Annotated in this window: 17 protein-coding genes and 1 pseudogene; 8 read left to right on the forward strand and 10 right to left on the reverse strand. The window is 53.5% G+C overall.

Annotated elements, in window-relative coordinates:
• Positions 1–16: 16 nt before the first annotated feature.
• The 6 genes from EDM60_RS20570 to EDM60_RS20595 all read left to right on the forward strand — a co-directional run bounded on the left by EDM60_RS20570 (position 17) and on the right by EDM60_RS20595 (position 7,748).
• A complete protein-coding gene (locus tag EDM60_RS20570; RefSeq protein WP_122965886.1) occupies positions 17–640 on the forward strand; it encodes a sporulation protein in 624 nt (207 codons plus the stop codon).
• Between the two features lie 118 nt (positions 641–758).
• Positions 759–3,986: an AfsR/SARP family transcriptional regulator gene (locus tag EDM60_RS20575; RefSeq protein ID WP_122965643.1), complete on the forward strand. Its 3,228-nt coding sequence runs from the start codon at positions 759–761 to the stop codon at positions 3,984–3,986.
• Between the two features lie 175 nt (positions 3,987–4,161).
• Positions 4,162–4,743, forward strand: a complete 582-nt coding sequence (locus EDM60_RS20580; RefSeq protein WP_122965644.1) for a TetR/AcrR family transcriptional regulator — start codon at positions 4,162–4,164, stop codon at positions 4,741–4,743.
• Between the two features lie 40 nt (positions 4,744–4,783).
• Positions 4,784–5,974: an HlyD family secretion protein gene (locus EDM60_RS20585; RefSeq protein WP_122965645.1), complete on the forward strand. Its 1,191-nt coding sequence runs from the start codon at positions 4,784–4,786 to the stop codon at positions 5,972–5,974.
• A complete protein-coding gene (locus EDM60_RS20590) occupies positions 5,964–7,142 on the forward strand; it encodes an ABC transporter permease (protein WP_174769225.1) in 1,179 nt (392 codons plus the stop codon). The genes EDM60_RS20585 and EDM60_RS20590 overlap by 11 nt, the downstream gene beginning before the upstream one ends.
• Positions 7,143–7,235: 93 nt before the next feature.
• Entirely contained in the window at positions 7,236–7,748 is a 513-nt protein-coding gene (locus EDM60_RS20595; protein ID WP_063227734.1) for a DUF3907 family protein, read from the forward strand.
• Between the two features lie 29 nt (positions 7,749–7,777).
• Here EDM60_RS20595 and EDM60_RS20600 read toward each other — a convergent pair whose 3' ends face one another.
• From EDM60_RS20600 to EDM60_RS20630, 7 genes are all read right to left on the reverse strand, one after another.
• Positions 7,778–8,371, reverse strand: a complete 594-nt coding sequence (locus EDM60_RS20600) for an NAD(P)H-dependent oxidoreductase (protein ID WP_122965647.1) — start codon at positions 8,369–8,371, stop codon at positions 7,778–7,780.
• Positions 8,372–8,404: 33 nt separating this feature from the next.
• Positions 8,405–9,808: a S8 family peptidase gene (locus tag EDM60_RS20605; protein WP_122965648.1), complete on the reverse strand. Its 1,404-nt coding sequence runs from the start codon at positions 9,806–9,808 to the stop codon at positions 8,405–8,407.
• 70 nt (positions 9,809–9,878) lie between these two features.
• Positions 9,879–10,511, reverse strand: coding sequence for a trimeric intracellular cation channel family protein (locus tag EDM60_RS20610; RefSeq protein ID WP_122965649.1), 633 nt, complete (start codon positions 10,509–10,511; stop codon positions 9,879–9,881).
• A 19-nt stretch (positions 10,512–10,530) separates the two neighbouring features.
• Complete coding sequence (locus tag EDM60_RS20615) at positions 10,531–11,307, reverse strand: Cof-type HAD-IIB family hydrolase (RefSeq protein WP_122965650.1); 777 nt, start codon at positions 11,305–11,307, stop codon at positions 10,531–10,533.
• A gap of 156 nt (positions 11,308–11,463) precedes the next feature.
• The gene (locus EDM60_RS20620; protein WP_063227739.1) at positions 11,464–12,579 is read right to left on the reverse strand and encodes an ABC transporter ATP-binding protein; all 1,116 of its coding nucleotides are present in this window, start codon (positions 12,577–12,579) and stop codon (positions 11,464–11,466) included.
• A gap of 110 nt (positions 12,580–12,689) precedes the next feature.
• Positions 12,690–13,724: a PucR family transcriptional regulator gene (locus EDM60_RS20625; protein WP_122965651.1), complete on the reverse strand. Its 1,035-nt coding sequence runs from the start codon at positions 13,722–13,724 to the stop codon at positions 12,690–12,692.
• A gap of 49 nt (positions 13,725–13,773) precedes the next feature.
• Positions 13,774–14,673: a metallophosphoesterase gene (locus EDM60_RS20630; protein ID WP_122965652.1), complete on the reverse strand. Its 900-nt coding sequence runs from the start codon at positions 14,671–14,673 to the stop codon at positions 13,774–13,776.
• A 163-nt stretch (positions 14,674–14,836) separates the two neighbouring features.
• Between EDM60_RS20630 and acsA the strand changes: the two genes are divergently transcribed.
• Positions 14,837–16,552 (forward strand): acetate--CoA ligase, encoded by a 1,716-nt coding sequence (gene acsA, locus EDM60_RS20635; protein WP_122965653.1) that lies wholly within the window; start codon positions 14,837–14,839, stop codon positions 16,550–16,552.
• Between the two features lie 362 nt (positions 16,553–16,914).
• On the opposite strand, the pseudogene EDM60_RS20640 reads toward acsA, so the two are convergent.
• The 3 genes and pseudogenes from EDM60_RS20640 to EDM60_RS20650 all read right to left on the reverse strand — a co-directional run.
• Positions 16,915–17,901, reverse strand: a pseudogene (locus EDM60_RS20640) (cation diffusion facilitator family transporter); the annotation flags it as partial.
• A gap of 25 nt (positions 17,902–17,926) precedes the next feature.
• Positions 17,927–18,973, reverse strand: a complete 1,047-nt coding sequence (locus EDM60_RS20645; protein WP_122965654.1) for a flavin-containing monooxygenase — start codon at positions 18,971–18,973, stop codon at positions 17,927–17,929.
• A gap of 139 nt (positions 18,974–19,112) precedes the next feature.
• On the reverse strand, positions 19,113–19,514 hold the full coding sequence (locus EDM60_RS20650) for an ArsR/SmtB family transcription factor (protein ID WP_122965655.1): 402 nt from the start codon (positions 19,512–19,514) through the stop codon (positions 19,113–19,115).
• 139 nt (positions 19,515–19,653) lie between these two features.
• On the opposite strand from EDM60_RS20650, the gene EDM60_RS20655 reads away from it, so the two are divergent.
• The gene (locus EDM60_RS20655; RefSeq protein ID WP_122965656.1) at positions 19,654–20,658 is read left to right on the forward strand and encodes a permease; all 1,005 of its coding nucleotides are present in this window, start codon (positions 19,654–19,656) and stop codon (positions 20,656–20,658) included.
• Positions 20,659–20,669 lie beyond the last annotated feature (11 nt).

Consider the following 20,669-nt stretch of genomic DNA (forward strand, 5'->3'; position numbering starts at 1 on the left):
AAGGAGGTGTTTTTTGTTGAAGCGATTTTGTGTAAGCATCTGTGCGTCTCTTCTGATCGCGGGCTTGGTGACAGGATGTTCGCCAAACAAAGAACAAGGCACCGAAGATCGGGGCGGGAATCAGGCAAAATTCGAATCGTATGGCATCAACTATCGCAATGACAACGCAGGGATGGACAAAGGTCCGGCAGCGATGATCAGCCAAAAAATGGTCCATAACCGGGAGCCTCATCTCGTCTCGTATCTGGAGCGGCATGCGGAAAAAATACCGGGAGTCGTCGATATTAAAGTGTTGGCTTACAAAGACAACCTGCTCGTCGGTGTGTTGCCAGTAGATACGCCAAAGCCAGACGAGGTCAACCCGCGTCCGACCATCCCTTATACGCCAGGCAAGATCGTCCGCAACGACAACGGACATACCGATGCGCTGCAAAAGCGGGTAGTGGACCGGATGAGGGGCAGGCTACAGACTGAATCCCGGTTCAATCTGATGTACGTGTCCACCAACCGGGCAATTTACGATCGCATTGCCGATTTGCATGAACGAATCTTGCGCGGCGAGGAAATCAACAATGAAGAATTTCAACTGCTGCTCAATGATATCGGTTATAGCGTCAAAGGTTACAATCTCGTTGACTGACAGAAGACCACCTGGCCGCCCGGGTGGGCTTTTTGTCGATCGGCGCGCGATGGCAGGAGTTTTGCAAGAAATGGGGAAATAGTCTGGAAGAGTAGGAGAACGGCAAGGAGTGCAACGCATGAGTCAATTCCAGGTACCCATTTCCAAAATTACTCTCCCCGGGCAAAAGCCATACGTGCTCAGACGCCCAGCCCTGGCGAGGAAGCTGCGGCTTCTTGCGCATGCGCAGCTCTGTCTGATTCACGCGGGAGCAGGCTACGGCAAAACAACATCGTTCGCCACGTTTTTGCACGATGAGTCCCGCAACGCTTCCTGGTATTTCATCGCAGAAGAGGATACGGCGTTAGCTGACTTTTTGTGGTGTCTGGTGGAAAGTGTCCGGCGGGTCGCACCTGATTTTGGACAGACGCTTCGCGAGTTGCTGGAAAAGGAAAAGGAAGCGAAGTCCGCTGCTGCTTTCGCGAAAGCAGCGCAGGGGGAAAACGGGAAGCGCTTCGCTGATTGGTTTGCCAGGGAATGCGCACGGATGCCGGATCAGTTTGTGATTGTGCTCGATCGTTACGAGCGAGTGGCTGGCGACAGCGAAATCGACCGTTTCGTGTCTGAGCTGGTTCAGCATGTGCCGCACAAGGTCAAGCTGGCGATTTTGACACGCATTCGCCCTGTGTGGAAAAATTTAGAATTACTCACAGCGCGAGGCGAGTGTCTGGAGCTTACGACCGATGATTTGGCGTTTACGATCGAAGAAAGCGAAGCCTTTTACTCGGATCAGTATGATATCGCACTGACCGAGGACGAATGGCAGCAAGTTGCGGAAGTGACGCGCGGCTGGGTCATGGCGCTTCGGTCCATCGGTGAAAAAATTGCCAGAGGCTTCAAGCTGTCGGATAGCTTGCATGAGCTGTCCCGCCTGCTGCACCTGCTGGAAGCGGATGTCTGGGTCGGGCTGAAAGAAGACATGCAGCATTTTCTGATGGAGGCAGCAGCGCTTGAAACGTTCACCGAGGAAGATGGCAGGCAAGTTTTAGGGGCAAAAGCAGGGGAGATGCTGCAAGAGGCAAAGCGAAGCAATCTCTTTTTGCATGTCGACGAACAGGAACGCTATTTTTTTCATCCGTTATTTCAGCGGCTGTTATCCGGTAAACTCGCTTCGCATCAGGACATTTACACGCGGGTGAATCAGGCGGCAGCCCTCTGGTTTCGGCGAAAAGGCGAGGAAGAACAGGCATTTGAGCGTTTGCGGCTGCTGGAGCGCTGGGACTTGCTCGGCTCCTGGGTTCGCCAGGCCGCAGAGCGGTTTTTGAGCGCGGGTGTGCTGGACGGTTTGTACAAATGGCTGGCTTTATTGCCCGACTCGGTGAAAGCAGAGGAGCATTGGCTCTGGTTTTATCAGGGGGAAGTGGAGCGGTACCGCTGTCTGTACGCCAAGGCGTTTGCCTCGTATGAGCAGTTTCTAGTGTTTTGCGAGCAAAAGCAGGACAGGATCGGGTTATGCCGCGGGCTGGAAGGCAAAGCGAGAGTACACCTGGACAGCGTTCAGGGGGTGCAGGCAGAGGCGCTGCTGATGCGCGCGATCGAACAGTTGCCTGTGCAGGAGCAGGAAAGCGAACTGGCGCCGAGGCTGTACAGGCTGTTGGCAGAAATTTATACGAACAGAGGCGATTCCAGGCAGGCAGCGGCCTGGTATGAAAAGAGCCAGGAGCTGGAGCAGCAGACAGAAGTTGAGCTGGAATCGCGGCTGTTGTTCCGGACGGGGCGGCTGCAATCGTCCATCCAGCTGCTGGAAACGAAGTGGCAGCTTGAGCAGACCAGACACCCGACCTTGACGCGCTCGTACCGGGAGACGTCCTTATTGCTTTCTTTTGTCTACGCGTTGGACGGAGAGTGGGAGCGGGGCTTCGAGGCCGCAGAGACGGCGATCCAGCTCGGACAGGCGGCGCATTCTCCGTTCGTCGAGGCCAACGGCTACGTGAGAAAAGCGCATGCCGCTCTAATCAGTCAAGGACTGCCTGCGGACGAAATACGCAAGCTGTACGAAAAAGGCTTGCATATGATGGAAGAGTTGCGGTCGACGCGCGGCAAATCGGAGACGCTGCTCGGTCTGACGCTGTATCACGCCAGTCAAAAGGCGCTTGATCAGGCGCTTTTGTACGGCAAGCGCGGGATTGCGGAGACGGAAGCGATGCGTGACGACTGGCTGGGCAGCCTGGTGCGAATGGCGATTGGAATAGCCTACGCCAAATACGGCAAAGATGCAGAAGCATTGGAAACGTTTCGCGATTGTTCCGAGCGGTTGAGCCATTGCGGCGACAGCTATCATGTGGCGATCTGCCAGTTATGGCTCAGCTTTTTGGCATACCGGAGCAAGCGCTGGGAGTTGTTTGTCCCGGCTGTGACGCAGGCGTTGTCGTTGATGCAGACGGGAGAATACGCCTTTTTGCTGCAACGCCCTACCTTGCTCACGCCGTATGATGTGCAGCAGCTGATGCCGATATTGCTGGAAGCGGAGCGGCGCAAAGTATCGCCGGATTACATCTCACAGCTTTTGAACGACCTCGGGCTGCAAAACGTGACGTTCCACCCCGGGTATACGCTGCGCATCCAGACTTTGGGGGCGTTTCGCGTCTGGCTGGGGGAGCGGGAGCTGAGCGAAAAGGCGTGGCAGCGCGGGACGGCCAAGCTGTTGTTTCAGCTTTTGCTGACGAAACGTCACCACTTGTTGGCTCGCGAGGAAATCATGCATCGGCTGTGGCCTGACAGTATCGAGGAAGCGGCGATTCGCGACTTCAAAGTGGCGCTGAATGCGCTGAACAAAGCGTTGGAGCCGGACCGCGCCGCGCGATCGGACACGTTTTTTATCCAGCGTCACGGCAGCTCTTACGGCTTCAACCTCGCTTCCGGCTACCTTTTGGATGCAGAGGAATTTGAAAAGCTGGTCGCGCTCGGGCTGTCCGAGCAGGACGTGCGCCAAGCCACTCTTTTGCTCGAAAAAGGCTTGGGTTACTACCTCGGTGAGTATTTGCCGGAGTGCCGCTACGAGGAATGGTGCGTCGAGGAGCGGGAGCGAGTCCAGGCACTGTTTTTGCGCGGGGCGGAGCGGCTGGCAAAAATCAGGCTGGAACAAGGCCAGCAGGAGCAGGCGATTCGCTGGTGTGAAGCGATCTTGCGCGTGGACGATTGCTGGGAAGAAGCGTATCGGCTGCTGATGACAGCCTATTATGAACAAAACAACCGGACCCAGGCGATCCGCTGGTACAAAAAATGTGTCGCGAAGCTTCAGGAACAGCTCGGCGTTGCTCCGATGCAGGCGACGCAGGAGACGTATTGGCGCATCAGGGAAAAGTGAAAGGCCGCATGCGTGCGGTCTTTTTTGCGTTTGGGCAGGAAACATCTTGCCTGCGCGCCGGGCAAAAGTTTGGCAGCGGAATGGAAAAGTGGCCTATTGACAAAACTAGGAGCGTTTCGTAAACTAATTTTTGTACTGACCAGTCAGTTCAAAGACGATAAGGAGGACGGGAGTGATGGCACCTTCGAAAAAGGATCAAATCGCTCAGGGAGCGTTGACAGCATTCGCCCAATTGGGTTACAGCGAAACGACGATGGACGCGATTGCAGAAATGGCGCAGGTGGCGAAAGGAACGCTTTACTACCATTTCTCGACCAAAGAGGAGCTTTTCTTGTACGTGATTGAAAAAGGCGTGAAGATGCTGATTTACCATGTCGATAGTGTGATGCAAAATGAACAGCTGACTTTGGAAGATCGCATGCTGAATGTGTTGGATGAGCATCTTCGCTTCTTTTCCGAAAACCGCGAGCTGTGCTTCCTGCTGCTCAGTGTCTTTACGGGAGATGAGCAGCGCGATTTGACCGTCGCCAAGCTGTTGACGGGATATTTTACGATGATGGAATCTTACATGACCCGATTGCAGGAGCAAGGGTATATACGAGCGGATGTGGAAATCGGGACGCTCGCCTCGGCGTTGTTCGGCATGGTCGGTTTTACCGCCATTCGAAAACAATACCGCAAAGAACCGCTGGACACGCCGGAAAACAAACATACGCTGCGCTGCTTCCTGGCGGGCATGTTGCAGACGAAACAATAACAAACAACAAGCACATAAAGAGACAGAGGAGAAATCGAAAATGAAGAAACGTGCATGGATCGGGGTAGCCGGATTTGTAGCCGGAATTGCAGTATTGGGAACGGTTTTGCTCGGGTCTGGCGGAAGCAGCCTGGCAGGGCAAAAGGCGACACAAGTGACAGGCGTCGTGGAGGGAACGGAAGTCGATCTTTCCTTTAAAATGGGCGGATCGATCGAGCAGATCGCTTTCAAAGAAGGCGATGAAGTAAAGGCAGGCCAACTGGTCGCTACCTTGAACAGTGAAGAGTTGCTGGCGAAAAAGGAACAAGCCGAAGCAGCCTATCGCCTGGCGCAAGTGAAGCTCGATCAAGCGAAAAAAGGTGTTTCCTTGACGGACAGCTCCAGTGACGCTCAGGTCGATCAGGCGCAAGCAGTCGTCAGCTCGGCACAGGCTCAACTGGCGGCAAACAAAAACGGAGCGCGCGCCGAGGAAATTTCCCAGCTGAAAGCCAAGTTGCAGGCAGCCCAAACATCCAATCAGATCGCCGCTTCCAACCTGGAGCGGATGAACAAACTGCTGAAAGAGGGAGCCGTTCCCCAGGTAAAAGTCGAGGAAGCGCAAATGCAGGCAGAAAAAGCAAGCGCAGAACTGAAGGCAGCCGACGAGCAGTTGAAAATGGCTACCACAGGGGCACGCCGCGAGCAAGTAGACGCAGCGCAAGCTCAGCTTGATCAGGCGAAAGCAGCTTACAAGCAAGCCGTAGCCGCACGCGGTCAAGTAGGATTGAAGGAGCTGGACGTGAAATCGGCTGAAGCGGGTGTACTGCAAGCCAAAGGAGCTTTGGCTGAGATTGAAGCGTATTTGAACAACACGAAGCTGGTTGCGCCGATGGACGGAGTCGTCAAATCTGTTGCGGTGCAACAAGGCGAGCTGGTTGCACAAGGCTTTACCGTTTTGACCATTCAGGCAAAATCCGATAACTACGTGAAGCTTTACGTGAACGAATACACGCTGGGGCAAATCAAGACAGGCGATACGGTCAAACTGTACGTGCCAGCCTTGAAACGGGAAGTGGAAGCGAAAATCGCCACGATTGCACCAGCAGCTGATTTTGCGGTGAAAAAGGCGACACAGGAGTTGGGCGATCGCGACATTCGTTCCTTCCAGGTGAAGCTGTTCCTGGCTGATCCAGAGCTGCGGCCAGGTTTGACGGTCGAGTGGAAGATCGAAGGAGCTGTTCATAGTGAGTGATTTCTCCCGGCTCTTTTTAAGCGAATGGAAAAACATGTTTGCGAACAAAACAATCCGCAACGTCATTTTTCTCGTACCGATCATTTACTTGACCCTGTTTGGCTTTTTGTACAGTGAAAAGAAAGTGATGCACATTCCGACCGTCATGGTGGACGCGGATCAGTCAGAGCTGAGCCGCGAGCTGTATCGGGCGTTTGAGGTCGATCAGACGTTTCAGGTTACATCTATCGTAGGCACCGAAGAGGAAGCGATGCGGCTGATTGACAAGGGCGAGGCCAATATTGCCCTGATCATTCCCGCCCAGCTGGAGAAGAACGTCAAGGCTGGACGGTCAGCCGAAGTATTGACGGTCATTGACGGCAGCAACATGATGATTTCCAACACCGCTGTCCGCGCAGCGAGCACGGTCGTCAAGTCGGTGTCCGCAGGCGCCACGCTGAAAAAAATGGAGGCAAAAGGCAGTTGGGGCGAAGAAGGGGTAAATCTTTTCACCGGAATCGACTATCGCTATCGCGTGCTGTACAATCCGACTTTCAGCTACATGTCCTTCATGGTTTTCGGTTTGACAGGAACGGTATTTCAACAGGTGTTGTTTCTCGGCATCGCCCTGTCAGTAGCGCAACAGAAGGAAGAAGGAACGTGGCAGGACACGCTGAGATCCCACAGCTTCTGGGCGATCACGGCAAGCAAGCTGCTGCCTTATTTCCTCGCAGGAACCTTGAACGTATTTTTGGGCTTCGTACTGCTGCTCAAAGGGTTCGAAATCCCGTACTACGGCAGCACCCTTGACTTGATGCTGATCGCAACCGCCTTTAACCTGGCCGTGCTCGCCATCGGGTACGCGATTTCTTTCTTCTCCAAAGACCAGCTGCAAGCGACACAAGTTGCGATGATGATTGCCGTTCCTTCGTTCATGCTGTCCGGCTTTACATGGCCGCTGGCATCAATGCCGACTGCGGTCGCTGCGATTGGTAAATCTTTGCCGCTCACCTACTTTTTGAACGGCGTCAGAGAAATCTTGAGCAAAGGTCACGGGCTGTCCTACGTCACGCACGACCTGGTTGTTTTGGGCTTCATGATCTTGCTCGGTCTGTTCTCGGCCTATTGCATATACTTGTTACAGACAAGGAAAAAAAAGGAAACCATTGCCGAAACGACAACGGTTTAGCGAGATTTGCAGAAAAGAAACCCTTGTGTTGTAAAGAATCTTTCCTATATACTTACTTAAAAAAGGCAGATTCTTCAACGCAAGGGGGACATTATGTCAGCGACTCATCTGAAGCAATTGTGCGAAGAGACGTACACCAAGTTGAAAAAGGTAAGCATGGAACTGGAGCGTTATCTCAATCAGGTTACCTTGTCTAGTCTTGTATCTGCATCGGGGGACCCGGAAGAGTTTGAATCTTACTACAGAACTTATCTGTCCGATTTGCGCCACTTGCTCGTCTACTGTGAAAATGCGTACGACAGGCTGGGAGTATCTTTGCGCCGGGCAAGGTTCAACGAAGACTTTGCCGAAGAAGTGCTGTATCAGGTGTACCACACCTGCATCAATTACTTCTATTATCCAAAAGGCGAAGTGTACGAGGAAGACGGACGCTATGCTTACACAGGCCAGGACTGTATTATCTTCCGCAAGCAGGTCACACCGGAGTTGGAGCAACTGACCTTGTCCTTGTCGAGAGTTTTTGAGCAAATGCGCGATGAACTGCAATATTATGAAAATGACTATATAGCGAAAAAACGATTGGAAAGAGAAAAAGCACAGGCGTAAACCTGTGCTTTTTTGTGCTTTCCCTGCTTTCAAACGCCGACTGGCTGGTGAATCGCCGTGACGATACTCTCGACTTCCGCAAGCATGCCTTGGCGGGCAGCGTCGTCCACGTATGGGACAGCAGCGAAATTGCGGTAAGTGACATCGTAGCCGATCATCGACAAGCTGCCATCGACGATTTGCTTTTTCACTACATCGTCGAAGCCTGTCTTTTTCATTTCCGGCTCGGATTCCCTCGTCGTCGTAATGACGATAGCCTGCTTGTTTTTCAACAGGCCGACAGGGCCGTGGGCCTCGTAACGAAAAGCAAAGCCGTTGGTGAATACCCGGTCGATATAGCCTTTGAGAATGGCGGGAGCCGACCACCACCAGACAGGGTAAATCATCACGAGCAGGTCAGCTTCTGAAATCAGCTCCTGTTCAGTCATGACATCAGCAGATGCAGTGCCGTTCGACACTTTTTGCATGTCAGCCGCCTGAAAAACAGGCTGAAACTTCATTTGATACAAATCGCGCACGTCATAAGCGATGTTTTGCTTCTGCAACGTCTGGGTGACGCGGTCGAGTATGGCATGGCAAAAGCTCTCTTTTCCTTCCTGGGCAAACACGATGCATGCTTTCATACTCCATCCCTCCGTATATATCGGTTAGACTGTCTATTCGAACCCGAAGCGCAGGCGCATGAAAAACTTGTTCAGCAGTCCGCCTACCGTCGTCTGCTTCGTTTCGGCGCGGGCCGGTTTTGCTGGTTTGGCTTGCCGCAGCGTCTGATTGACGTTGATCATCCCGTATCCGTAAAGCTGGTCGTGACCAGGAGCGCCGAGGTCTGTTGCGGACTGGCGAATCAGCTCCATCACATCACGGTTTTTCATATCCGGATGGACAGAACGCACCAGTGAGGCAAGAGCAGCGACATGCGGGCAAGCCATCGAAGTGCCGGAGAGCGAAGCGTAGTCGCTGTAAATGTACGTGCTGGGAATATCGACGCCAGGAGCGGCTACATCCACGTAATCGCCAAAGTTGGAGAAATCGGCGCGTTCTTTGCGGTGATCGACCGCAGCTACGGCGAGCACTTCGTCATAAGCAGCCGGGTAGCTCGGCTGGTTGGTCGCGTCATTGCCGGAAGCAGCTACGAGGATGACATTTTTCTCGAAGGCGTAGCGGCATGCTTCTTTCAAAGCGGCGGAAGAGGTATAGTTGCCGACGCTGAGGTTGATGACATCGGCACCGTGGTCGGTAGCCCAGTAAATGCCCTGGGCGATATCCACGGCTGACCCTGAGCCGTCTGCGCCGATTGCTTTAATCGGCATCAGCTTGCTGTTCCACGACATGCCGGCAATTCCGTCGGCGTTGTTCGTCTTGGCTGCGATGACGCCTGAGACGTGTGTTCCGTGACCGTTGTCGTCTTCCGGCTTGTTGTTGTCGGTGAGCACGTTGTAGCCTTCGACCAGCTTCCCGGCGAACTCGGGATGTTTGAGATCGACGCCTGTATCGACGACGGCCACGATGACGTCGCTGCTGCCTTCGCTCACATCCCAGCTTTGCTCCATGCCGATTAAAGGCAAATTCCACTGGTATTCGGTGTAGTACGTATCATTCGGTTTGCGATTGGGGAGCAGCAAATAGTTCGGTTCGGCAAACACGGAATCAGGGTGCTCGGCGAGCTTTTTCATCAGTTGTTTGGTCGTCAGGCTTTTGGATTTGATGATCAGAAATTGCTCAAAATCGCGCTTGATTTTGGCATCCAGCGACGCAACCAGCTCGTCGATTTTTTTCTGCTCCGGTCGCGGTGAGAAACGGACGACGACTTCATGCTCGACGTAGTGGCTGCGGTCACGCGGGTTGTGATGCAGCGTTTGGATGTGGCTTTTCTTTTCCAGATCTCTGCGAATGTCCTTGACCTGCTCGATATAGTTGATTCGCGGTATGCTCGCCTCGACGGAAGTGACGCGGGGATGAGGTTCGCGCATTTCCTGCTCTGCATTTTGATGATGGCGGTAGGGGATGACGACCAGACCAACCAGGGCTAGGGCGGCGATAATTGGGGGCAAGACGCGCAAAAAAACTCACTCCCTCCAGTGCTGATGACTATAGCGTGCACACGGAGAGAGTGATTATGAAGGAAATAGCTTACATTCGGTTGTCAAAAGGGCGAACGGGCACCGGACGAAGCGAGCGGCGCGGAAGCTTCCAGCCTTGATAGACGGAAACCATTCGGCAAGCAATAATGACGCTGAACAGCGTGTACATCTCGCCGACTGTCGATGCCCACTTCATGCCGACCGCCACTCCGGCAGCCATGGCCCAGACTGCGTAGATTTCTTCCTGGAAAACCAAAGGCTTGCGGCCTGCGAGAACATCGCGGATAATTCCGCCGCCAATTCCAGTCAGTACCGCTGCCACAATCGTGGCGCTAAGCGGATAATTCATTTGTGTCGCATAAAGCGCACCTTGAATGGCAAACGCAGAAAGCCCGACCGCGTCGAAAAACATTCCCCAGCGATTCCACAAGCCAAGGTACTTATGCGGCAGAACAAAGACGATAAGCATGGATATGAGTGCGATCGTAAACAGTGTGCCTTGATTCCAAAAAGCAGTGAGCGGGATTCCGAGCAAAATATTCCGCATGATCCCACCGCCGAATGCGGTTGCCATTCCGAGAACGATTACCCCCAAGATGTCGTACTCTTCCTCCATGGCAATAATAGCGCCGCTGATCACGAACGCTACAGTGCCAACGATGTTAAACCATTCCCAAGACATGTATTCTTCAACGTCCTTCCTAATTGATCAATCCAAGTTGCAACAAGCCGTGTCGGATGCCGTCTTCGTTTACGTGGCGGGTCACCATATTGGCAAAAGGCTTCAGTTCTTCATGCGCATTTCCCATAGCGACACCCATTCCGACGTAAGACAGCATTTCCCTGTCGTTAAGCCCGTCTCCGAATGCGACAGCATCAGCAGGCGTCAGTCCTTCATGCTTCAGGATCGCTTCAATGCCACGCGCTTTCGAACCGCCTTTTGGCAGAATGTCGAGGACGCGATTGTGCCAGCGCACATACGACACTTGCGCAAATTTTTCGGTATAAACCGCTTCTTCTTCTGCTGTGCAGTATAGAAACGCCTGGTAGATCGGAGCGACTTCCCAGTAGCGGTCATGGTGTGCCGGGGCCGGCAAGCGCAGGAAATCAAACGAGTCAATCACGTGCGGATGATCGGCTGCATTCGCATAGCATTGTTCATGGCTCAAAAACACCATAGGGTGCTCGTGCCCATGTGCCAACTGTTCCAGCTCGGCCAAGGTCGAAGTGGCAAAAGGGGTATGGTGAATCACCTTTTGCTCGCTCACCACGTAAGAGCCGTTAAACCCGATGAATGTATCGATGCCAAGCTGTTTGGCGATCGGCATCAGGTGATAGGGGGAGCGGCCAGTGGCAATTGCCACCCGAATCCCGTTTTGCCTCAGTCTGTTTACGGCGTCCACCGTTGATTGCGGGATGGCGTGTTCCGTGTTCAGCAAAGTACCGTCGATGTCAAAAAAGACAATTTTGTACGCCATTTGTTCTCTCCACTCTTTCTCTTTATAATAGCGCCGCGAAAAACGAGCAACATGCACGAAAAACAAGCGGCCATACAGGCGCCGCCTAAGCGTTTGAAACGTTTGAAGACAACAGAAAAAGGAATGTCGGAAAAGACATTCCTTTTCACTTCGCTATTAGAATACAGCCACTTCCGTCTCGCTGTCAAATAGATGACATTTGGAAAGGTCCATGGCGAGTTTGACCGTCATTTTTGGCTTCAGCTCTTCACGGGAATCTACGCGGGCCACCATTTGCGTGTTCCCGATATTATGGAAGTAAACATACAGCTCGGAGCCCATGTTTTCCACTACTTCGACCTGTGCTTCCAGCGTGCTTTCAAACGGATTGGCTTCCATGAACGCAGCATCGCTGTAAATGTCTTCCGGACGAATGCCAAAGATGGCCGGTTTGTTTACATAGCCTTTGTCGCGCAAAATTTTCGCCTTGTCGTCCGGGAAGCGGACGTGGATGTTTTCCGCGTCGAAGTACAGGGCGCCGTCTTTTTCGGAAAGCTGTCCTTTGACGAAGTTCATCGCAGGGGAGCCGATGAAGCTTGCGACGAACAGATTGACCGGATGGTTGTAAATCTCGTTCGGCGTCGCTACTTGCTGGATCAAGCCGTCTTTCATGACGACGATCCGGTCGCCCATCGTCATCGCCTCTGTCTGGTCATGGGTGACGTAAATGATCGTCGTATTCAGGCGTTGGTGCAGCTTCAAGATTTCCGTGCGCATCTGGACGCGCAGCTTGGCGTCGAGGTTGGACAACGGTTCGTCCATCAAAAAGACTTGCGGCTCGCGAACGATGGCGCGACCGAGCGCGACACGCTGTCGTTGACCGCCGGAAAGCGCTTTCGGCTTGCGGTCGAGCAAATGCGAAATATCGAGAATCCGGGCCGCTTCCTGAATGCGCGCATCGATATCGCTCTTGGAAAATTTGCGGAGCTTCAAGCCAAACGCCATGTTTTCGTATACGTTCATGTGCGGATAGAGGGCGTAGCTCTGAAAAACCATCGCGATATCCCGATCTTTCGGAGCGACGTCGTTGACGCGACGATCGCCTATGTACAAGTCACCGTCGGAAATTTCCTCCAGCCCGGCAATCATCCGCAACGTTGTCGACTTTCCGCAGCCCGATGGCCCGACGAGAACGAGAAACTCGCGATCTTGAATCTCCAGATGAAAATCGTCTACCGCTGTTACGTTTCCGGCGTACCGTTTGTATATGTGGTTCAGTGTCACTTTTGCCATGGAAAAGGCACCTCCTATAGTTTTGAAAAAGCGAGAGCGTGGATAACCTTTTTGCAAGAGTAACAATTTTTAGACAGTTGGACTATGGGCGAAATGTACAAAATGTTTTGTTAATGCTGCCGAAAGAGCAAATACAGCTGGAGCAGCACCGCATCGGGAAACTGCCGCGGATCAAGCCCCGTCTGTTCCGTCAGCTTGTCGAGCCTGTATAACAGCGTGTTGCGATGCAAAAAGAGCTGACGTGCCGTTTCGCTGACGTTCAACTGGCGGGCAAACAGCGTTTCCAACGTTTCCAGCTGCTCCGTACTGATCTGCGGAACGGACATGAGACTTGCCAGCTCATTGGCAATGGACTTCGCGGTTTCTTTCGGCAGCGAGGCAGCCCAGCGCTCCAGCGGATACATCCAGTCGCCAGCGACCATGACGTGCGGGCGATAATGCTGGAGAGTGCGAGACAGCAGCAACTGCCCGTAAACCGTTTTTTCCAGAGCGGAAGGGCGATGCACAGGGGCGCTGACAACAATGCGGACAGGCTCCATCCACTCCGTAGAAATCAGATCGTGCAGCCCGGATGCCCATTCCAGCAAATCGGCTTGCTCCTCGGAGCCTTCCAGGATAGAAACAGGCAGCAACAGGACAGAATAAGCATGACTTAATGGAAAGAAAGCGAGACTGGACGAACCTGGCGTGTAAGCCGTCGTCTCCCGGAAAAAGGGGTGCAGACAGCTTTGCAGCGATTCCCAGGTACCCGTGCCTTCTGTGCGGCTGCGCTCGAGCAAAAAGGAGAGCCGCGCTTCTTTCCACGGCCAAACAAGGTCAAGACGCTCAGGCGGAGCCAGTCGGCTTCCGGTCACAAACGATTGCAACCACGCGGCAATCTGCTCGTGAAGAGTCAGAGGCGCGTTTTCTTTCGTGCGGGAAAAAAACAGACTCAACAAAGAACGGGACGTAGCGGGCCACTGTGTCGATTCAATCAGAACGAGATAGGCCATCTCGTGTTCTGACCCAAGCGAAACAAGCTCCCAGCCTTTTTGCTCCCACTCTTGTTGAGTCTGGCTGATTTCGGCTTCCAAAACTTTGACACAAATGATCGGCAAATTCGTCACTTGCTTGATTTGCTCGATTTCTCTCATCCATTTCTCCACAAGACGACCTCCGTCACAAACAACTGGCGTACGTCTATTATACCGTACTCTAGGCGAGTGTGGCGGCGGTTTCCTGCAAGCTTGCGGTTTGCACAGGCGTGCCCACAAACGGTTCCTGGGGGACGCCACCCATCGTATGCAGCGTGATTTCCGGGCGGGAACGCAGGCGGATGTTCAGTCCCGTCTGGCCGAGTCCTTCACTTATATAGAAAGGGCGCCCGTCAAACTCGTGCAGACCTTTGACCATATTCAGCCGCACGAGCTTGCCCATTTTCACAAGATGGTACGGGCGCGGCCAATGAATTTGTCCGCCGTGGAAATGTCCCGCCAGCAAATAGTCGTAGGCGTAGTCTTTCATTTGCAGGACGAGGTTCGGATCATGGGTGAGCACGAGGCGCGCCCCCGTTTTCGGAACGGATTGAAAAGCTTTTTCCAATTGGCTTCGGCGTGTGCTGAAATCATCGACGCCGATCACATGCAGCAGTTGACCGTGATGCTCGACCGTGACGTGCTGGTTGACGAGGACTTGACAGCCGATCCGTTCCAGCTCCGACTTGAGCTGAGCGAGTTTGAGCGGCGACAGCACGTAGTCGTGATTGCCAAAAACGACGAATGTGCCGAGCGCGGGCTGCAATTGCATCAGCTTTTCTACGTAGGCGACTGCTTTCGGGATGTTTTTGTGGCGATCCAGCAAATCTCCGGTAATCGCGAGCAGATCGACGGATTGCCCGGAAAAATCGCGGACGATTCGCATCGGGTCAATCGACAAATTTTCCATGTGCAAATCGGACAAATGCAAAATGTTGAGCGGTTCGAAATCTTGCGGATCACGCAAATGCGGCGACGAGGCGAGCTGTATGGTCACATGATTGGTATGGACGTCAAATGTATTGCGGTACGCTTTTATGAAGAGCAAGGCGAGAGCGGCAACTAGCAAAAACCATAGCATCTCTTCCGGCCATCTCCTTTATCTCTAAGGTAGTGTCATTATACTCGATTTCTTCGCTTTTCGAATAAGTAGGTTCTGGCAGAAGGAATTTATCGAAAAGTGCAGAAATATTATGAATGTTGCGTAGTGAAGAATTCTATTTGGGGTTTAGGAGAGTGAGAGTATGAATGTAGAAAAAATTCCGGCGACAGAAGGCCGATTCAACCTGGAGAACTACGACGAGACGTACGCCCAATTTGACTGGAAGGAAGTCGAGAAGCAATTTTCCTGGTATGAGACGGGAAAAGTAAACATGGCGTATGAAGCGATTGACCGCCATCTTTCTACGGAGCGCAAGGACAAGATCGCGCTTATGTACAGCGATTTGACCAGAGAAGAGACCTACACCTTTGCACAGTTGAGCGAATTGTCCAATAAATTCGGGAATGTTTTGCGCAATCTGGGGATTGTAAAAGGCGACCGCGTATTCGTCTTCATGCCGCGTACGCCAGAGCTTTATGTAAGCGTTTTAGGAACGCTCAAAGTGGGCGCGATTGTCGGCCCGCTGTTCGAGGCGTTCATGGAAGCTGCCGTGCGCGACCGTCTGGAAAACAGCGAAGCGACCGCGATCGTGACGACGCCGGCTCTCTTGCCGCGCATCCCTGTATCCGAGCTGCCAGCACTGAAGCACGTCATTGTCGTGGGGGCAAAAGAGGAACTGAAGGAAGGACAAATCAGCTTCGAAAAAGCGATGGCAGAAGCATCCTCCGAGCTGGAAATCGAGTGGGTGGATCGCGAGGACGGCATGATTTTGCACTATACGTCCGGATCGACTGGCAAGCCAAAAGGCGTGCTGCACGTCCACAACGCGATGATCCAGCACTACCAGACCGGAAAATGGGTGCTCGACCTGCAAGAGGATGACGTTTACTGGTGTACAGCTGACCCGGGCTGGGTGACAGGAACTTCTTACGGAATTTTCGCACCGTGGCTGAACGGCGTGACAAACGTGATCCGCGGCGGCCGCTTCACACCGGAAGACTGGTACAAAACGATCGAAAAAAATAAGGTGACCGTCTGGTACAGCGCACCGACCGCGTTCCGCATGCTGATGGGAGCGGGCGACGAAGTGGTGAAGCGCTTCGATCTGTCCAGTCTGCGCCACGTTTTGAGCGTGGGCGAGCCACTCAACCCGGAAGTCGTGTATTGGGGACTTCGCGTGTTCAACCACCGTATTCACGACAACTGGTGGATGACGGAAACAGGCGGACAGCTGATTTCCAACTACCGCAGCATGGCGATCAAGCCAGGCTCCATGGGCAAGCCTTTCCCTGGCGTGTACGCGGCGATTATCGACGATCAGGGCAACGAGCTGCCGCCAAACCGGATGGGCAACCTGGCGATCCGCGTCGGCTGGCCGTCCATGATGAGACAAATCTGGAACAACCCTGCGAAATACCAAGAGTATTTCAGCATCCCAGGCTGGTATGTATCTGGCGACTCCGCCTACAAGGACGAGGAAGGCTACTTCTGGTTCCAGGGCCGCATTGACGATGTGATCAATACTTCCGGCGAGCGCGTTGGCCCGTTTGAGGTCGAGAGCAAGCTGGTCGAGCATCCGGCTGTTGCGGAAGCAGGCGTAATCGGCAAGCCTGATCCGCTGCGCGGCGAAATCATCAAGGCGTTCATCTCCTTGCGCGCGGGTTACGAGCCAAGCGAAGCCTTGATGGATGACATCCGCAAGTTCGTGAAGGAAGGACTCGCTGCTCACGCTGCACCGCGTGAAATCGAGTTTCGCGACAAACTGCCAAAAACACGCTCCGGAAAAATTATGCGCCGTGTCCTGAAGGCGTGGGAACTGGGCTTGCCGACAGGCGACCTGTCCACGATGGAAGACTAATCGGAGCGGATAAAAATGAAGAACCATCTCTGTCGCATGAGCGGGAGATGGTTCTTTTTTTGTTAGTGGGGAATGGGGCGGTGCGGGTGCCATGGTCGTGTGAGTGCTCGTGTCGTGTTGATGATCGTGCGGGTACCTGTGGTTGTGCGGCTGGCTATAATCGTGCGACTGGCTGCGAGCGTGGCAGGTGGTCATAGGCGTTTGATTTAGTTGCGGTTATGCGAATGCCCTTGGTTATGCGAGTGCTCGTGGTCGTGCGAATGCTTTTGGTCATGCGTATGGTCGTGGTTATGCGAGTGCTCGCGGTCGTGCGAATGCCCGTGGTCATGGGAGTGCTCGGAGTCGTGCGAATGCTCTTGGTTATGCGAATGCCCGTGGTCATGCGAGTGCTCATGATCATGCGAATGCTCCCCCGTCCCACCCTGACAATGCAACTCTCCATGCGAGATGGAAGAGTTCTCGATTTGGATCGTCGCATGGGTGATGCCAAACTCTTTTTGCAACAGCGCCAAAGCGGCATCGAGAATCGGGTAGCTCGGCAAATCGTCCTGCACAATCAGATGGCACGTCAAGGAGTCGAAGCCGGAAGTGACGGTCCAAACATGCAAATCGTGAACTTTTACCACGCCGTCAAGCTGTCCGAGCCGCGCTTCTACTTTTGTCGTATCGATACGGGAAGGCGCTCCTTCCAGCAAAATGTTGACCGACTCCTTCGTCACGCGCCATGCGCTCAGCATGATCAAAAAGGCGACGACGATGCTGATAATCGGGTCGGCGATGTACCAGCCAAAGGCGAGCATGAGCACACCGCCGAGGATTGCCCCTACGGAGCCGAGCATATCGCCCAGCACGTGCAGGTAGGCGCTGCGCACGTTTACGTTGTCCTTGTAATCGCCGCGCATGAGGACGAAGGCTGCGGCGATATTGGCGAGCAAGCCGACGGAAGCGATGATGATCATTTTGCCGCTCGCGACTTCAGGCGGCTGGAGCAGACGTTGGAATCCTTCCCAGAAGATGAACAAGGAAATCAGGACGAGCGTGACGCCATTGGTCAAAGCGGCGAGAATCTCGAAGCGCTTCATGCCGAACGTTTTTTGGGCAGAGGGCGGCCGGGCCGCAAAATGGAGCGCGACCAGACTTAGCAGCAGTGCCAAGGCATCGCTCAGCATATGTCCAGCGTCGGACAAAAGCGCGAGACTGTTGGTCAAAAAACCTCCGATCGTCTCGACGATCAAAAATACAGTGATGATCAGAAAAGAGGTGAACAGCGCTTTTTTGCTGGCGCCTTTTCCGTGGTGATGGTGGTCGTGCCCATGCCCATCTCCGTGATCGTGATGATGCAAGCCCATAATGATTCCTCCTCGATAGGATCGTTTAGCGAACGAGTCGATCTGCCAGAAAAAGGGCGTCTTTGCCTACGCCGCCCATGAGTGCGGAAGCGCGGGAATGCTGCCAGGGAAGCCCGAGAAAATACAGGCCGGACACCTCTGTCACCCCTCGCTCGTGCCGTGGCCAGCCGTTTGGATCGCGTACGTCCGGGATCGCAAGCCAGCTATAGTCAGGGCGAAATCCGGTGGCCCATAAAATGTTTGGAAAGCTCGCCTGCTCGCCGTCTGCGAAATAAGCGGTGCGATCCGCAATGCGAACGGTGCGTTCCACCAAGCGCAAGGCTCCGGTTTTCGTCAGAGCTTTCATTTCCTTGCGGTAGCCAAAAATCGGATCAGGTCGTTTCATCAATTGCTTTCCAGCCCATGAGGAGCGGGGAGCATCAAGCAAGCCGAACCGTTGCATGTAGTCAAAAATAGTTTTGCCCAAAACATACAAAGGCAAATGAAGCCGGGTCTGTCCGCTGGAAAAGATGACAGGGCGATGTCTGGCGAGTTCCACAGCAAGCTGCGCACCGGAGTTGCCTGCTCCGACTACGAGGACAGGCCCGTCCCGGAACGAATGCTCGTTTTGGTAGTCCGCCGTATGCAGCGACACGACATCGGGGGCCAATCGCTCGACAATCGGCGGGATGTACGGTATTTGAAAAGGGCCTGTCGCCACGACGACGTTTTTGGCGCGCGCTGTTCCTGCTTCTGTCTGCACCAGAAAGCCGGATGCTGTACGTTCTACCCACTGGACAGCTGTATTCAGGCGCACAGGCAGCTGGAAATGCGCAGCGTACTGTTCCAGGTAGTCTGCTGCCTCATCTTTGGTGGGAACCGTCTGCGGCTCTCCGGGAAAGGGCAGGCCGGGAAGCCCGTTGTTTTGCCGAGCGGTAAACAGCACGAGCGAATCATAACGTTTTCGCCAGCTGTCTCCCAAGCGCCCGTTTTTTTCGAAAATGACAAAGCGAGCTTTCCGTTGCTGGAGCAGAGCACCAAGCGCGAGGCCGGATTGGCCGCCACCGATGATGATGACTTCGTAATCGTGCATGGGTGAAACCTTCTTTCAAGCGGGAATTTACCTAAATCATACCACATTCAATCTTATATTCAAGCAATCGTTTGAATGTATTTTCGCAAACGAACAAAAAAAGGCCGCCACAAACGTGACGACCTTCCAAAAGTTCCGTTCAACTACGGGTTGTTTTTTTCGATTGCTTTAACTCGGACGCGTGCTCAATCCCGCACATGATCAAATGACGCACATGATCGTCGTCCAGCGCGTAGTAGACGAGCTTTCCATCTTTGCGATAACGGGCCAGCCCCATATTTCGCAGCAGGCGAAGATGGTGGGACGTATTGGCGATCGAGCTGTTGATCGTCGCGGCGACATCGCACACGCACAGTTCGCCTTCCAGAGCCAGGGCGTAAATGATTTTTGCCCGGGTATCGTCAGCCAGTGCCTTGAACAGAGGAGCGACTCCTTCTGTTTCGCTCATTTTCGGCCGCAGTCTGTTTACTTTCGCTTCGTCCACGGTTTGGATTTCACAAACGTCTGCTTCATCCGTCGTACGCTGATATTCCAGCTCCATGTTCTTCACCCCGCACAATTGGTTGTATCTATTATAAAACGGAATGATTCAGAAAAAAAGACGGGAAGCAGCAGGAAAGTGCCTAATCCGTGTCTAATTAGGAATGATGACGATTTGCAAAAAGGAGTGGACATCACAGGTGGTTGCTAAAATCCGTCATTTTCTCTTTGAGATTGTGGGGGCGCTTATACTTGGACTTGGAGTTGTATGGCTTACGGTCGGCGGAGAAGGCAACTGGTTTTCCGGTTTGGGCATAGAATGGTCTCCCCGTTGGCTGGATGTCAAAACGTTTTTTCTGAGCATCGTGCTGGAAGCGATCCCGTTTGTTTTGCTCGGCGTGTTTTTTTCCGCGTTCATTCAGACGTTTGTCTCCGAGGAGCAAGTCAGACGCTGGACGCCGAAGCATCCGCTCGTTGCGCTGCCGTTTGCCGGGCTGCTTGGCTTTTTGTTTCCCGTGTGCGAGTGCGCGATTATCCCGGTCGTTCGCCGTCTGATTCAAAAAGGAATGCCCGTGTCCGTGGGCGTGGTGTTTTTATTGGCAGGACCGATTGTCAATCCGGTGGTGCTGTCTTCCACGTACATTGCCTTTGCGCGGCAGCCGGACATGGCGCTCTACAGAGGAATCGCCGGATTTCTCGTAGCGCTGATCGCCGGGTTTCTCGTTCTGTTGTTTGTGAAAAAGAATCCGCTGCGACATGGGGTAGAAGCGGAACTCCGCCACGAAACCGCTCATGCAGAAGCGATGCGCGGCAAGCTGTCTGCGACATTTGCCCACGCCGTCGACGAGTTTTTTGACATGGGGAAATTTTTGTTGTTTGGAGCGCTGATCAGCAGCGTCCTGCAAGTGTTCATCAGCCGTGACACGCTGGTGGCTGTCGGACAAACTCCGCTTACTTCTCATCTGGTGATGATGGGCATGGCGTACTTGTTTTCGCTCTGCTCGGAAGCCGACGCCTTTATTGCGGCTTCGTTCTCCGGGACATTCCAGAGCAGCTCGCTTTTGGCTTTTCTCGTCTTTGGTCCGATGCTTGATTTCAAGACGACCTTGATGCTGCTCGGGACGTTCCGCTTGGGCTTTGTCCTCAAGCTGATTGCTGTCATTACCATACTGGTGCTCGTCGTTACGCTGTTGATGCCAATTTAGAGGAGGGAAAA

Source organism: Brevibacillus parabrevis (genome assembly GCF_003710905.1).
GTDB classification, from domain to species: Bacteria; Bacillota; Bacilli; order Brevibacillales; family Brevibacillaceae; genus Brevibacillus; species Brevibacillus parabrevis.

What these genes read in the sequence shown, in the direction of transcription:
- EDM60_RS20575 (WP_122965643.1), top strand. Translation starts at nt 759, where the DNA reads ATGAGTCAATTCCAGGTACCCATTTCCAAAATTACTCTCCCCGGGCAA.
- EDM60_RS20580 (WP_122965644.1), top strand. Translation starts at nt 4,162, where the DNA reads ATGGCACCTTCGAAAAAGGATCAAATCGCTCAGGGAGCGTTGACAGCA.
- EDM60_RS20585 (WP_122965645.1), top strand. Translation starts at nt 4,784, where the DNA reads ATGAAGAAACGTGCATGGATCGGGGTAGCCGGATTTGTAGCCGGAATT.
- EDM60_RS20595 (WP_063227734.1), top strand. Translation starts at nt 7,236, where the DNA reads ATGTCAGCGACTCATCTGAAGCAATTGTGCGAAGAGACGTACACCAAG.
- EDM60_RS20600 (WP_122965647.1), bottom strand. Translation starts at nt 8,371, where the DNA reads ATGAAAGCATGCATCGTGTTTGCCCAGGAAGGAAAAGAGAGCTTTTGC.
- EDM60_RS20610 (WP_122965649.1), bottom strand. Translation starts at nt 10,511, where the DNA reads ATGTCTTGGGAATGGTTTAACATCGTTGGCACTGTAGCGTTCGTGATC.
- EDM60_RS20615 (WP_122965650.1), bottom strand. Translation starts at nt 11,307, where the DNA reads ATGGCGTACAAAATTGTCTTTTTTGACATCGACGGTACTTTGCTGAAC.
- EDM60_RS20620 (WP_063227739.1), bottom strand. Translation starts at nt 12,579, where the DNA reads ATGGCAAAAGTGACACTGAACCACATATACAAACGGTACGCCGGAAAC.
- EDM60_RS20630 (WP_122965652.1), bottom strand. Translation starts at nt 14,673, where the DNA reads ATGCTATGGTTTTTGCTAGTTGCCGCTCTCGCCTTGCTCTTCATAAAA.
- acsA (WP_122965653.1), top strand. Translation starts at nt 14,837, where the DNA reads ATGAATGTAGAAAAAATTCCGGCGACAGAAGGCCGATTCAACCTGGAG.
- EDM60_RS20645 (WP_122965654.1), bottom strand. Translation starts at nt 18,973, where the DNA reads ATGCACGATTACGAAGTCATCATCATCGGTGGCGGCCAATCCGGCCTC.
- EDM60_RS20650 (WP_122965655.1), bottom strand. Translation starts at nt 19,514, where the DNA reads ATGGAGCTGGAATATCAGCGTACGACGGATGAAGCAGACGTTTGTGAA.